The organism is Xenophilus sp. Marseille-Q4582, assembly GCF_916700565.1.
Lineage (GTDB): Bacteria > Pseudomonadota > Gammaproteobacteria > Burkholderiales > Burkholderiaceae_C > Xenophilus.
Window position 1 is genome coordinate 463,519 of sequence record NZ_CAKAKO010000004.1, and the last position, 12,743, is coordinate 476,261.

Below are 12,743 nucleotides of genomic sequence, written 5' to 3' on the forward strand. Positions count from 1 at the left end.
CCATGGCCAAGAAGAAAGACAAGACCCACGTCAGCGAAACCCCCGCCACCGCCGTGCTGCGCGCGGCCGGCGTCGCGTTCACCGAACACCCGTACGAGTACCTGGAGCACGGCGGCGCGCAGCACAGCGCGGCGGTGCTGGGCTTCGACCCCTTCACCGTCGTCAAGACGCTGGTGATGCAGGACCAGGATGCGAAGCCGCTGATCGTTCTGATGCACGGCAACCGCACGGTGTCGACCAAGAACCTCGCGCGGCAGATCGGCGCCAAGTCGGTGGAGCCCTGCAAGCCCGAGGTGGCGCAGCGCCACTCGGGCTACCAGGTGGGCGGCACCTCGCCCTTCGGCACGCGGCGCGAGATGCCGGTGTTCATCGAGTCGACGATCCTCGCGTTGCCGAAGATCCTCATCAACGGCGGGCGGCGTGGCTATCTGGTGGGCATCGATCCGCAGGTGTGCGTGCAGCTGCTGGGCGCCCGGCCGGTGGAGTGCGCGCTGGCTGAATGATTCAGCCAATAATTAGTAGCGCCAGGTCGTATGGGCGAAAAGGTGCGCTGATAGGCTGAAGGCAAGACATTCATCGCGCTATTGCAATATGCAATGGGGCGAGTCAAGCTCATACAATCAGCTATCAGCGCGATAAAATTATAGCATGCTTTTACGTGCTCACGGACTGCCAATTTCAAGCCTAATTTTGATCTGGAAAAAATAGATGAAAGTATTAATCCAAGGGTTCAAGTCAATAAAAGATGTTCAATACATTCAGTTGGGAGAAAAAATCACCTTCTTGGTGGGGCCAAATTCTGCAGGAAAGAGTATATTGAAGCTCGCACTTGATCGAATTGTTGGAAATAAAATATTTGACCTAGATGTTGAATTAATTCACAAGGGAGGTAATGGCAAGGAAGATGAACTATCTGAAGTTCATGCGATTGGGGTTGCATGGAAGAAGAAGCAGAATACTTACGAAAAAGTATTTAGCTATAGATTTGATTTTGCCGATTCGGATACGAGGAGTATAGATGATGTAAATATTGAAAAAGGGATTGGCTATTCAAAGAATAATTCTAAACTCCTAGATGTTTGCTCAACGCATTATTTAGAGGAAGACCCGATGAGAAATATGTTAAATATTTTATTTAAAAAAATAGGGGGAACTCCCGTTACTTATAAGTTCGAAATGAAGTCGTGGCCTGATGAAGATCAAAAAAAATTCCAAGAGATTAAGTGCTGGAAGAGATCAAATTTGCGCACTAGTGAGGTGCGTGCAGCAGGATCTGAAGATGGGGATGATCCTGCTCTCGCTGGCAGTTTGGCTTGGCTCCAGAGACCTGACGGATCGTCCCTTCCTTTTGCTGTTTTTGATCCGAGCGCCAAGGGGCTCGAAAGTCAGAAAAAGAACAATATATTAGGCAGGTACGGCGCCCTGCTTGAGCGAGCTAAAAATCGTGTGACCAAAGATTTTGATAGGCATTATCCATTGAATGGAGTCAAGATCGCGTTGGTTTCTGCAAATAGAACTATTCCGAATTCTGGTGATCTAGATTTTTTTATCAATGAAGGCAATGACGTTGATGAAAGTATCTACCAAGTTTTGGCTAGATCTTCTCTTGCAAAAGAATGGGATAATTCCTTCGGCGATTTTAATCTTCAGCGGCGGCAAAAAAACTCTAATCTTTTCATTAATGTAAATAAAGCATTGTCTGATAATCTTTTTCTGGACAATGGTTATCAGGTTTTTGTGGATTCAAAATTGCTCTGCTCAAAAGAAGAGCTGGATGCAATCCGCGAAGGCGATGAGGACGAAAAAGATGAGCATATTTACAGATGCAAAGTATCGCTAACTGATAATCATAGAAGAAAACTCGGATTCGATGATGTCGGATCCGGAATAGGTTATGTTCTGCCAGTCCTAATTGAGGCATTTAGCCCAAATAATGAGAATGGCATAGTATTCATGCAGCAGCCCGAGCTTCACTTGCACCCCGCATTGCAAGCAAACTTGACTGATGTCTTCATCGAAGCTGCGGCAGACAGGCGTATTGTGGTGGAAACTCATAGCGAGCATCTGATTTTAAGAGCGCTGCGTCGTGTCAGGGAGACGACAAACAATAAGATAAAAGACGCATCTTTGAGAATTTCTTCAGAAGATATAGCGATTAACTATTTTGAGCCTTTGCCAGATGGAAGCACCAAGGTTCATATTATTCGGGTCTCTGACGATGGAGATTTCTTGGATCGCTGGCCGCATGGATTTTTTTCCGAGAGAGATGCGGAGCTGTTCGATGAATGAATTGTACGGAGTCGATCCGGAAATCATCAAGAGTGTGAGTGATTTGCGGTCAATATTGAACTATTTCGGACCGTATACGGGAAGATACCTTGTTAATTACCCTGTTGACTCCCCTGATTGGATGGCTCGTCTCAATGCTAATCTGGCCAATCTCAGCGATCTCCAGATTGCTAGGGCGAAGCGTCTTCTAAGTCAGGCAAACACTGACTTGAGGATGGTAAGGAAGGACGGTTTGCCATGGCGAGTTACACGTGATTGGCTGGAGAATGCCGAGCCACTGATGAATGCTGGAATTCTAGATGGTTTGATTGCAAAAGAATCACGACCGCCGGCTATTCATGATTTCGACGATTTTGAAATTTCCACTACATCTGAGGAGCGCATTATTGGCTGTGGCGAAGAGTACGCGCGCGTGAGCGAAATATTGCTATTTTATAGCCAAGAGGTGGCGTTGGTTGATCCGTATATGGATCCGGTGAAATCGAAATATGAATCTGTTCTAGAGCGGTTGCTTAAGAAAGCAGCGCAAAGACGAACCAAAAAGAAATTTATTTTCTGGGCCCGTGCTTCCGCCGTTTTTAGCAATGGTGAAACTGATCAACTCTACGCTGATTTGGAGAGGCAATTGAATAAATTGCTTAAAAAATCGGGGCTAGAGCCTGGCTCATCGATAGAAATGAATCTGGTCGAAGACAAAGGCGGAATAAATACAATGCATGGTCGATACCTGTTGTCCAGAAAAGGTGGGATTAGATTTGATCAAGGGTTTCAGAGGCTTTCGGTAGGAATTAAAACTGATGTTTCCCCCATTGGAAAAAAGACTCATGATGAGCTGCTTGAAATTTACTTCGACGGCAGCCATGACATGAAAATAATTAGGCATATTTGCGCTAATCTGATGTAAAATACCATGCAATTTTATTGCAATTGACCGCCGATTTTCGGCTTCGATGTATGCATTTTCTCTATACCATGAAAATATGGAATATCTCATTCATGGCGCTTTAGCTCTTTGCGCCAGCTATCTGCTGGGCTCGCTGTCCTTTGCCGTCATCGTGAGCCGCGCGCTGGGCATGGACGATCCGCGCAGCTACGGCAGCGGCAATCCGGGCGCGACCAACGTGCTGCGTTCGGGCCGCAAGGGCGCGGCGCTGGCCACCCTGCTGCTCGATGCGCTCAAGGGCTGGTTGCCGGTGTTCCTGATCGACCACTACGGCGGCCGCTGGGGCCTGGGTCCGGGCGTGGCTGCGCTGGCGGGGCTGGCGGCCTTCCTGGGGCATCTGTACCCCATCTTTTTCGGCTTCCAGGGCGGCAAGGGCGTGGCCACGGCCGCGGGCGCGCTGGTGGGCATCGACTGGCTGCTGGGCCTGGCGACCGGCACCACCTGGCTGATCATTGCCTTCTTCTTCCGCTACTCCTCGCTGGCCTCGCTGGTGGCGGCCTTCTTCGCGCCGGCCTACTACCTGCTGGGCGGGCAGATCGCCTGGCCCTTCCATCGGCTGGTGATGGTGTCGGTGCTCGCGATGAGCGCGCTGCTGGTGTGGCGCCACCGCGAGAACATCCGCCGCCTCGTCGCCGGCAAGGAATCGAAGCTGGGCTCGAAGAAGAAGGCTTGAGCCACGGTCGTTTCGTTTGCGCTTTTCGCGTCGATCTTCGGCCTCCGGGCCGCCTCTCCTCCAAGGATTTCTCATGCCCCAGATCACCCGTTTCCACGTTGGCGAGCGCCTGTCCGAAACCGCCGTGCACAACGGCACCGTCTACCTGGCGGGCCAGGTTCCCGACGACGCGACGCAGGACATCCGCGGCCAGACGCGGCAAGTGCTGGACATGGTCGAGCGCCTGCTGGCCGAGGCCGGCAGCGACAAGAGCCGCATCCTCATGACGCAGATCTTCCTGACCGACATCAGCGAGATCGCCGGCATGAACGAGGTATGGGACGCCTGGATTCCCGCCGGCCACACACCGCCGCGCGCCACGGTGCAGGCCCAGCTCGCCAACCCGGCGTGGAAGATCGAGATCGTGGTGACCGCCGCCCAGCACTGAGCGCTGCGGGTGCCCGAGCGGGCTAGAAGCGGCGCTCGAGCACCATCTGCTCGGCGTCGCGCCGCATCGAGAAGCGGTTGATGAAGCTGTTGCCCAGCAGCACGAAGGGCATGGGCTGCTGAGAGACGATGGCTTCCACGTCGAACACTTCGACGTCGCCCACGCGCACCGAATGGAGCCGCACGCGGGAGCCCGTCGTGACGCCGTTGGCGGTGCGCATCTGCACCGGCTGGCCCTTGCTCGCGTCCAGCCCGATGCGCTGCGCGTCGGCGGCCGACATCGCGATGGTGGTGGCGCCGGTGTCGAGCATGAAGTGGACCGTGCGGCCGTTGATGGTGCCCGGCGTGAGGAAATGGCCGCGGCTGTCGGCCGTCAGCACGATGCGGCTGCCGCCCCCGCCACCCCCGCCCGAGCCGCCGATGCTCACCGGCGAATCCATGCGCAGCGTGAGCCGTTTGCCGCCCGACTCGACCACGGCCTGGTCGCCCTGCACGGCGATCAGCTTGACGCCCCGCACCGTCTCGCCCGGCGCCACCGTACGCGGCGCACCGCCGTCGACCATCAGGATGGCGCGGCTGCCGATGCTGCCGGTGAGGGTGATCGACTGCTGCGCCTGCGCCCCGGCGCACAGCGCCAGGAACAATCCCGCTGCCCAGGCGGACGGTGAGCGAAGCGCAGCCCTCAGGGCGCCAATGGAACGGGCTTCGCCCGGCCACCGGGTGCGCCCCCCTCGCGCAGCGAAGCGGCCTGGGAGGGGCTTCATTCAGTCCCTGAAGTTGTTGAAGGACAGCGGCAGGTCGGCCACGTCCTTCTTGATCAGCGCCATCGCGGCTTGCAGGTCGTCGCGCTTGGCGCCGGTCACGCGCACGGCGTCGCCCTGGATGGCGGCCTGCACCTTGAGCTTGCTGTCCTTGATCAGCCGCTGGATCTTCTTGGCCGTCTCGGACTCGATGCCATTCTTGACCTTGATCACCTGCTTGACCTTGTCGCCGCCGATCTTCTGGACGTTGCCCTTGTCGAGGAAGCGCACGTCCACGCTGCGCTTGGTCAGCTTGTTGCGCAGGATGTCCTCCACCTGCACGAGCTGGAATTCGGCGTCGCCGATCAGGGTGATTTCCTTGTCCTTGAGCTCGATGGCGGCGGCGGTGCCCTTGAAATCGAAGCGGGTGCCGATTTCCTTGGCGGTGTTGTCGACGGCGTTGCGCACTTCGACCAGGTCGGGTTCGCAGACGGTGTCGAATGAAGGCATGGCTCTCTCCTGCAAGACGCCCGCCGCCGACGGCGCGGCGGGCCGAATGCGAGAATTCTCCCATGATCGTGGAGCGCAACGTCCCCCTGCAACCGCACAACAGCTTCGGCATCGTGGCCCGGGCCCAGCACCTGCTGCGCGTCAAGAGCGTGGCCGACCTGGAGGCTTTGCACGCCGACGCGAACTGGCGTGAGGCACCAACCTTCGTCCTCGGCGGCGGCAGCAACGTGGTGCTGACCGGCGACGTGAAGCCGCTGGTGCTCAAGATGGAGATCGCCGGCCGCCGGCTGGTCGAGGACACCCCGCGCGCCTGGATCGTGGAAGTGGGCGCGGGTGAACTGTGGCACGACACCGTGGCCTGGCTGCTCGACCAGGGCTGGCCCGGCCTGGAGAACATGGCGCTGATTCCCGGCACCGTGGGCGGCGCTCCGGTGCAGAACATCGGCGCCTACGGCGTGGAACTGCAGGACCGCTTCGAATCGCTGGACGCCTTCGACCTGCAGACCGGCCGGCGCTTCACGCTCGACGCGGCGCAATGCGCCTTCGGCTACCGCGATTCGGTGTTCAAGCACGCGGCCACGGGCGACAACGACTTCGGGCTGGCGGGCCGCGCCGTCATCACGCACGTGCGCCTGCGCCTGCCCAAGCCCTGGAAGCCCGTGCTCGGCTACCTGGACCTGGCGCGCAAGATGGAAGAGACGGGCGCGCGCGCGCCCACGCCGCGCCAGATCTTCGACTGGGTCTGCGCCATCCGGCAGGCCAAGCTGCCCGACTGGCGTGTGCTGGGCAACGCCGGCAGCTTCTTCAAGAACCCCACCGTCACGGCCGAGCAGTGCGCGGACATCATCGCGCGCGACCCGAAGATCGTGCACTACCCGATGCCCGACGGCAGCATCAAGCTCGCGGCTGGCTGGCTGATCGACGCCTGCGGCTGGAAGGGCAAGACCATGGGCCATGCCGGCGTGTACGAAAAGCAGGCGCTGGTGCTGGTCAACCGCGGCGGCCGGGCCCACCCGGCCACGGGCGGCGAGGTGATGACGCTGGCCAAGGCCATCCAGACCAGTGTCTACGAGCGCTTCGGCATCCGGCTGGAGCCGGAGCCGGTGGTGGTCTGAGCGGGGCGGGCTCCGTGCGGTTCGGCGGCGCGCGGCGCGCGAAAGCGCCTCCGGCGGGGTCGGCGTCGGACCGCATCAGCCGCGGTGTCGGGCCTTCCAGGCCGCTTGGGCCGCTTGGGCCACTCAGGCGTAGTGGCAGATGTACGAGTAGGGCTCGCCGGTCACGCGGATGTCGAACTTGGAGTTGGCGGGCACGCTGAACTTCTCGCCTGCGGCCGAGCGCACCCATTCCTCGGTTCCGGCCAGGCGGTATTCGCAGGCGCCGCTGCTGCATTCCATGACTTCGGCCGCGGCCGTGCCGAAGGTCAGTGTGCCCGGCAGGATCACGCCCACGCTGCACTTGCGGCCATCGGCCAGCACCAGGCTGTGCGAGACGCACTTGCCGTCGAAATACACATTGGCGCGGGTGCTGACGCTGACGTTGTCGAGGGTGAGGGTGGTCATGGAAAGGCGAAGGAGGATGAGAGAGGGAAGGGAGGGCGCGCGCGGGAGGCGCAGCGCCCGTGCGGCATGCGCCGGGGCGCTGGCTCACCAGGCAGGCCGTCCGGCCGCCGCGGATTCTAGGAGCGGCCCGGTGGCCGCCGGTGGGCTGCGCGCCCGCGGCCCCCGCGCGCGCTGACGCGCTCAGCGCCAGCCGCGCGGGTGGCCGTACCCGCGCCAGCCGCCCCAGCCGCGCGAATAGCCCAGGCTGAACGACAGATTCACAGGCGGATACGGGTACGCGTAGGAGGGATGGAGGTAGACCGGCGCCTGCGGGTACACGTACACCGGCGCAGCCGGCACGGCCACGCCATAACTGGGCGCGTAGACGGGGGGCGGCGCCGAACCGGAGGTGACCACGCCCGGCTGCGGCTGCACATGCGCCCAGGGCGCAGCGCCGTCGGCCGGCGGCCCGGAGGCGTCCAGCGGCTGGCCGGCCGGCACGTCCTGCGGCGCGACCGGGTAGGTGCTCACGCCCAGCGGCGTGACCTGCACGGGCAGCGTGGCGCCGGGCGGCTGCGGCAGCCGCGTGGTGTAGCGCTGGCCGGCGTATTCGTACTCGACCGAATAGCCCGTCACCTGGCCCTGCTCGGTCAGCGGGGTGCTCGACAGCACGCGTGCCTGGGCGGTGCCGCCCGGCGCGGGCGCCTGGGCCTGCGCGGCGGCGGTGGCCAGCAGCAGGGCGCCCAGCGTGGCGCCCCGGGCCAGGGCCCGGCCCGGGCGGCGGTGGGGGGGTGCGCAATGCTTCATGTCCTTCTCCGTTTGCCTGCTGCCGGGCCTCGAGGGGCGCGGCGGCCTGGGCCCTTGGACACATCCGCGCCGCGCAAGTTCAGCCGGCCCGGCGGGCCTGCCAGGCGTCGGCGTCGAAACCGACGGTGAATTTCCCGCCGCCCCAGTCCACCACCGGCCGCTTGATCAGGCTGGGATGTGCCCGCAGCGCCGCGGCGGCCGAGGCGGTGTCGACCACGGCCTCGCGCTCGCCCGCGTCGAGCTGGCGCCAGGTGGTGCCGCGGCGGTTGACCAGCGGCTCCCAGCCCAGGGCCGCGAGCCACTGTGCGAGCGCGGCTTCGGGCACGCCCTGCTTCTTGAAATCGTGGAACTGGTAGGGGACCTGCTGCGTGTCCAGCCAGGTGCGCGCACGCTTGACCGTGTCGCAGTTCGGGATGCCATAAAGGGTGATCATGGGGGCGATGATGCGCGAGGGCCCCCTCGGCGACAATGCCCGCCTCCATGAAAACCCTGGCCGACTGGCTCGCCTACGCCGAGCAAACGCATCCCCAATCCATCGAACTCGGCCTGGCGCGCATCCGCAGCGTGGCCGAGCGCATGCAGCTGCGCTTCGACTGTCCGGTGTTCACCGTAGCCGGCACCAACGGCAAGGGCTCGACCTGCGCGATGCTGGAAGCCATCCTGGCACACGCGGGCTACCGCACGGGGGTGTTCACCTCGCCGCACCTAGTGCACTTCGAGGAACGGCTGCGCCTGCAGGGAGAAGCCGTCAAGGCCGAGGCGCTGATGCCGCATTTCGAGGCCGTGGAGGCCGCGCGCGGCGACACGCCGCTGACCTACTTCGAGTTCACCACGCTGGCCATCCTGGCCTGCATGGTGGCGGCCCGGCTGGACGTGGCCGTGCTGGAGGTCGGCCTGGGCGGGCGCCTGGATGCGGTGAACATCATCGATACCGACTGCGCCGTCATCACCAGCATCGACCTGGACCACATGGACTGGCTGGGCCATGACCGCGAAACTATCGGCGCCGAGAAGGCCGGCATCATGCGCGCGGGCAAGCCGGCCATCGTGAGCGACCCCGTGCCGCCGGCCAGCCTGCAGGCGACGGCCGAGCGTGTGGGCGCCGATCTGTGGCTGCCAGGGCGCGATTTCCATGCCGGCGGCGACAAGCAGCAGTGGAACTGGCAGGGCCGTGGGCGCCGCTATGCCGGTCTGGCCTATCCGGCGCTGCGCGGGGCCAATCAACTGGTCAACGCGGCCGGCGTGCTGGCCGCGCTGGAAGCGCTGCGCCCCCAACTGCCCGTCACCGCGCAGGCGGTGCGCAACGGCCTGGCGACGGTCGAGCTGCCGGGCCGCTTCCAGATCGTGCCGGGCCAGCCTGTGCTGGTGCTGGACGTGGCGCACAACCCGCATTCGGTGGCCGCGTTGGCCGAAAACCTGGACGCCATGGGCTTCTACCCGCGCACGCATGCCGTCTTCGGCGTGATGGCGGACAAGGACTTGGCGCCCATCCTCGCGCGCATGAACCCGCTGGTGGAGCAGTGGTACTTCTGCGACCTGCCCACGCCGCGCGCGGCATCGGCCGCGGCCGTGCAGGCCGCCTGGCAGGCGCAGAACACGCGCCCGGGCGTGGGCTCGGCGGTCTTCGCGGGCCCCGAGCCGGCCCTGCAGGCGGCCGTCGCCGCGGCAGCCCCCACTGATAGAATCGTGGTCTTTGGTTCCTTCTTCACCGTCGGCGGTGTCCTGGCGAACGGCACGCCCCGCCTGCAGGCGCCGCACCTTCCGGCGGGTCAATGAAAGCCGCTGAAGGGCGACCGATCCCGCGGCCGGTCCCTGCGCCCTTGGCCGTTCCTCTCTCCATTCGCTGACCCGCTCAGGCATCGACGTTCATGGCGTTCTTCACCAAGTTCCGCAGCAAGGGATCCCCGGCGAGCGAGGGGCGCGGCGCAGCCGCCGCGACGACGGCGCCCGCGGAAACCGTCGAGACCCTGCGCCGCCGCGCCCGCCACCGGCTGCTCGGCGCGGCCGTGCTCGTGCTGATCGGCGTGGTGGGTTTTCCGCTGCTGTTCGACACCCAGCCCCGCCCCGTGGCGGTGGACATCCCGATCGAGATTCCGGACCGCCACCGCGCGCCGCCGCTGGCGCTGCCGCGGGAAGGCGAGGGCAGCGACAGCACGCGCGTGGCGCGCGGCCCGGCCACGGGCGGCATGATCACCGAGCGTGCCGATGGCAGCGAGGTGCGTGAAGAGCCGCGTCCGGCCCCCGCGCCGCCGCCGGCCCCGGTGCCGGCGCCGCCCCCGCCGGCCCCGGCTCCCGCGCCAGCGCCCACGCCTGCGCCTGCGCCGCCGGCACCCGCACCCGCACCCGCACCCGCACCCGCACCCGCACCGAGCCCCGCGCCGGCGCCCACCCCGGCCCCGGCGCCCCGTCCCGCTTCGCGCGACGACGGCGACCGTGCGCGCGCGCTGCTCGAAGGGCGCGCCGTGCCACCGGCGGCGCCGGCCGCGGCGCCCGCCGACGCGGCGGGCCGCTTCATCGTCCAGGTGGGCGCCTTCGCCGACGAGGGCAAGGCGCGCGAGACGCGCCAGAAGCTGGAGCGCGCGGGCCTCAAGACCTACACGCAGGTGGCCAAGACGGCCGATGGCGATCGCACGCGGGTGCGCGTCGGCCCCTTCAGTTCGCGGGCCGAAGCCGACCGCGCGGCCGAGCGCATCAAGGGCCTGGCGCTGCCGGCGGCCGTGCTGTCGCTCTGACGCCCGGCGGCCATGGCCTTCTTCGACTGGATCGCCCTGGTGCTGATCGCAGCCTCGATGGTGATCGGCCTGTGGCGCGGATTCTTCTACGAGGTGCTGGTGCTGGCAGGCTGGATCGCGGCCTTCGTGGGCGCGCAGTGGTTCGCGGCCGACGTGGCGCAGTGGCTGCCTGTGGGCGAGCCCGAGGCGCCCTGGCGCTATGCCGCCGCCTTCATCCTGCTGTTCATCGGCATCGCCTTCGCCGGCGGCCTGGTGGCCGCGCTGGTGCGCAAGCTGATCACCGTCGCCGGGCTGCGCCCCGTGGACCGCACGCTGGGCGGCGTCTTCGGTGCCGCGCGCGCCGGGGTGGCGCTGCTGGCCTTCGCAGTGGTCGTGCATCTGCTGGCGCTGGGCCGGGAGGCCTGGTGGCAGCAGTCGATGTGCGCACCCTGGCTCGACGCGGCTTTGCAAGGCATCAAGCCCGCATTGCCGCAAAAACTGGCAAGCTACCTGCCCTGAAGGCCGGGGGCGCCCACCCGCACCGCTTGCCTGCGTGAACCGGCTTTCGTTTCAAGAGGAACCCCCATGTGTGGAATCGTTGGCGTCGTCAGCAACGCGCCGGTCAATCAACTGCTCTACGACGCCATGCTGCTGCTGCAGCACCGCGGCCAGGACGCCGCAGGCATCGTCACGATGCTGGAGCGCAAGTTCTTCATGCACAAGGCCAAGGGCATGGTGCGTGACGTGTTCCGCACCCGCAACATGCGCGCGCTGCCCGGCCACATCGGCCTGGGGCAGGTGCGCTACCCGACGGCCGGCAACGCCTACAGCGAGGAGGAGGCGCAGCCCTTCTACGTGAACGCGCCTTTCGGCATCACGCTGGTGCACAACGGCAATCTGACCAATGCGCATGCGCTGCGCGCCGAGCTGTTCTCCACCGACCACCGCCACATCAACACCGAGAGCGACTCCGAAGTCCTGCTCAACGTGCTGGCGCACGAGCTGGCCCGCTCCACGCAGGGCGCCCCGCTGCAGCTGGAAGAGATCTTCAAGGCCGTGGCGGCCGTGCATCGCCGCCTGCGCGGCTCCTATGCCGTGGTGTCGCTGATCGCCGGCCACGGCCTGCTGGTCTTTCGCGACCCCTACGGCATCCGCCCGCTGTGCCTGGGCCGCAGCGCCGACGGCGCCTGGATGGCCGCCAGCGAATCGGTGGCCCTGGAAGGCTCGGGCTTCGTTTTCGAGCGCGACGTGGCGCCCGGCGAGGCCGTCTACATCGACCTTCAGGGCCAGCTGCATGCGCGCCAGTGCGCTGCCGCGCCCGTGCTGGATCCGTGCATCTTCGAATTCGTCTACCTGGCCCGGCCCGACTCGACCATCGACGGCATCTCGGTCTACCAGGCCCGCCTGAACCTGGGCGAGACGCTGGCGCAGCGCGTGATCTCCACCGTGCCGCCGAGCGAGATCGACGTGATCGTGCCCATTCCCGAATCGAGCCGGCCGAGCGCCACGCAACTGGCGCACCTGCTGGGCATCCCGTACCGCGAGGGCTTCGTGAAGAACCGTTACGTGGGCCGCACCTTCATCATGCCGGGCCAGGGCGTGCGCAAGAAGTCGGTGCGCCAGAAGCTCAACGTGATCGCCAGCGAGTTCAAGGGCCGCAACGTGCTGCTGGTGGACGACTCCATCGTGCGCGGCACCACCAGCCGCGAGATCGTGCAGATGGCGCGCGACGCGGGCGCACGCAAGGTCTACATGGCCAGCGCGGCGCCGCCGGTGCGCTTCCCCAACGTCTACGGCATCGACATGCCGACCAAGGACGAACTGGTGGCGCACAACCGCAGCATCGAGGAGATCCGCCAGCTGATCGGCTGCGATGCGCTGATCTACCAGGACGTGGATGCGATGAAGCGCGCCGTGCGCAAGGCCGCGCCCGCGCAGGGCGGCAGCGTGCCGCTGGCCGGCTTCGAGGCCTCCTGCTTCGATGGCGTGTACGTGACGGGCGACATCGACACCGAGGCCATCCTGCGCATGAATGGCAGCCGTCCGCGCATCGAGGAGACCGAGGAGGATTCTTCGCGCCTGGTGCTGCCCAACGCCAGCTGAGGC

Annotated in this window: 15 protein-coding genes; 10 read left to right on the forward strand and 5 right to left on the reverse strand. The window is 64.4% G+C overall.

Annotation, left to right across the window (positions count from 1 at the left end; genetic code table 11):
- The first annotated feature begins 2 nt into the window (after positions 1 to 2).
- The 5 genes from LG388_RS17515 (at position 3) to LG388_RS17535 (ending at position 4,332) form a co-directional block, all read left to right on the forward strand.
- Complete coding sequence (locus LG388_RS17515) at positions 3 to 503, forward strand: aminoacyl-tRNA deacylase (RefSeq protein ID WP_225784004.1); 501 nt, start codon at positions 3 to 5, stop codon at positions 501 to 503.
- 205 nt (positions 504 to 708) lie between these two features.
- The gene (locus LG388_RS17520; RefSeq protein WP_225784005.1) at positions 709 to 2,289 is read left to right on the forward strand and encodes a DUF3696 domain-containing protein; all 1,581 of its coding nucleotides are present in this window, start codon (positions 709 to 711) and stop codon (positions 2,287 to 2,289) included.
- Complete coding sequence (locus LG388_RS17525) at positions 2,282 to 3,193, forward strand: hypothetical protein (protein ID WP_225784006.1); 912 nt, start codon at positions 2,282 to 2,284, stop codon at positions 3,191 to 3,193. The genes LG388_RS17520 and LG388_RS17525 overlap by 8 nt, the downstream gene beginning before the upstream one ends.
- A 76-nt stretch (positions 3,194 to 3,269) precedes the next feature.
- Positions 3,270 to 3,905: a glycerol-3-phosphate 1-O-acyltransferase PlsY gene (gene plsY, locus LG388_RS17530; RefSeq protein WP_225784007.1), complete on the forward strand. Its 636-nt coding sequence runs from the start codon at positions 3,270 to 3,272 to the stop codon at positions 3,903 to 3,905.
- Between the two features lie 73 nt (positions 3,906 to 3,978).
- Positions 3,979 to 4,332: a RidA family protein gene (locus tag LG388_RS17535; protein WP_225784008.1), complete on the forward strand. Its 354-nt coding sequence runs from the start codon at positions 3,979 to 3,981 to the stop codon at positions 4,330 to 4,332.
- A gap of 22 nt (positions 4,333 to 4,354) precedes the next feature.
- Here the strand turns inward: LG388_RS17535 and LG388_RS17540 are convergent, their stop codons facing one another.
- Positions 4,355 to 5,026: a TIGR02281 family clan AA aspartic protease gene (locus LG388_RS17540; RefSeq protein WP_370630209.1), complete on the reverse strand. Its 672-nt coding sequence runs from the start codon at positions 5,024 to 5,026 to the stop codon at positions 4,355 to 4,357.
- 69 nt (positions 5,027 to 5,095) lie between these two features.
- Complete coding sequence (locus LG388_RS17545; RefSeq protein ID WP_225784010.1) at positions 5,096 to 5,581, reverse strand: YajQ family cyclic di-GMP-binding protein; 486 nt, start codon at positions 5,579 to 5,581, stop codon at positions 5,096 to 5,098.
- A gap of 62 nt (positions 5,582 to 5,643) precedes the next feature.
- On the opposite strand from LG388_RS17545, the gene murB reads away from it, so the two are divergent.
- Positions 5,644 to 6,696 (forward strand): UDP-N-acetylmuramate dehydrogenase, encoded by a 1,053-nt coding sequence (gene murB / locus LG388_RS17550; RefSeq protein WP_225784011.1) that lies wholly within the window; start codon positions 5,644 to 5,646, stop codon positions 6,694 to 6,696.
- A gap of 123 nt (positions 6,697 to 6,819) precedes the next feature.
- On the opposite strand, the gene LG388_RS17555 is transcribed toward murB, so the two are convergent.
- The 3 genes from LG388_RS17555 to LG388_RS17565 form a co-directional block, all read right to left on the reverse strand.
- Positions 6,820 to 7,140 carry a pyrimidine/purine nucleoside phosphorylase gene (locus tag LG388_RS17555; RefSeq protein ID WP_225784012.1) on the reverse strand — a complete coding sequence of 107 codons (321 nt, stop codon included), beginning with the start codon at positions 7,138 to 7,140 and terminating at the stop codon, positions 6,820 to 6,822.
- Positions 7,141 to 7,320: 180 nt separating this feature from the next.
- Positions 7,321 to 7,926, reverse strand: coding sequence for a hypothetical protein (locus LG388_RS17560; protein WP_225784013.1), 606 nt, complete (start codon positions 7,924 to 7,926; stop codon positions 7,321 to 7,323).
- Between the two features lie 79 nt (positions 7,927 to 8,005).
- On the reverse strand, positions 8,006 to 8,359 hold the full coding sequence (locus LG388_RS17565; RefSeq protein WP_225784014.1) for an ArsC family reductase: 354 nt from the start codon (positions 8,357 to 8,359) through the stop codon (positions 8,006 to 8,008).
- A 35-nt stretch (positions 8,360 to 8,394) separates the two neighbouring features.
- Between LG388_RS17565 and folC the strand changes: the two genes are divergently transcribed.
- The 4 genes from folC (at position 8,395) to purF (ending at position 12,740) form a co-directional block, all read left to right on the forward strand.
- On the forward strand, positions 8,395 to 9,702 hold the full coding sequence (gene folC / locus LG388_RS17570; RefSeq protein WP_225784015.1) for a bifunctional tetrahydrofolate synthase/dihydrofolate synthase: 1,308 nt from the start codon (positions 8,395 to 8,397) through the stop codon (positions 9,700 to 9,702).
- Between the two features lie 92 nt (positions 9,703 to 9,794).
- Complete coding sequence (locus LG388_RS17575) at positions 9,795 to 10,658, forward strand: SPOR domain-containing protein (RefSeq protein WP_225784016.1); 864 nt, start codon at positions 9,795 to 9,797, stop codon at positions 10,656 to 10,658.
- A 12-nt stretch (positions 10,659 to 10,670) separates the two neighbouring features.
- On the forward strand, positions 10,671 to 11,156 hold the full coding sequence (locus tag LG388_RS17580; protein WP_225784017.1) for a CvpA family protein: 486 nt from the start codon (positions 10,671 to 10,673) through the stop codon (positions 11,154 to 11,156).
- A 66-nt stretch (positions 11,157 to 11,222) separates the two neighbouring features.
- Positions 11,223 to 12,740 carry an amidophosphoribosyltransferase gene (gene purF / locus LG388_RS17585; RefSeq protein WP_225784018.1) on the forward strand — a complete coding sequence of 506 codons (1,518 nt, stop codon included), beginning with the start codon at positions 11,223 to 11,225 and terminating at the stop codon, positions 12,738 to 12,740.
- The last annotated feature ends 3 nt before the right edge of the window (positions 12,741 to 12,743 follow it).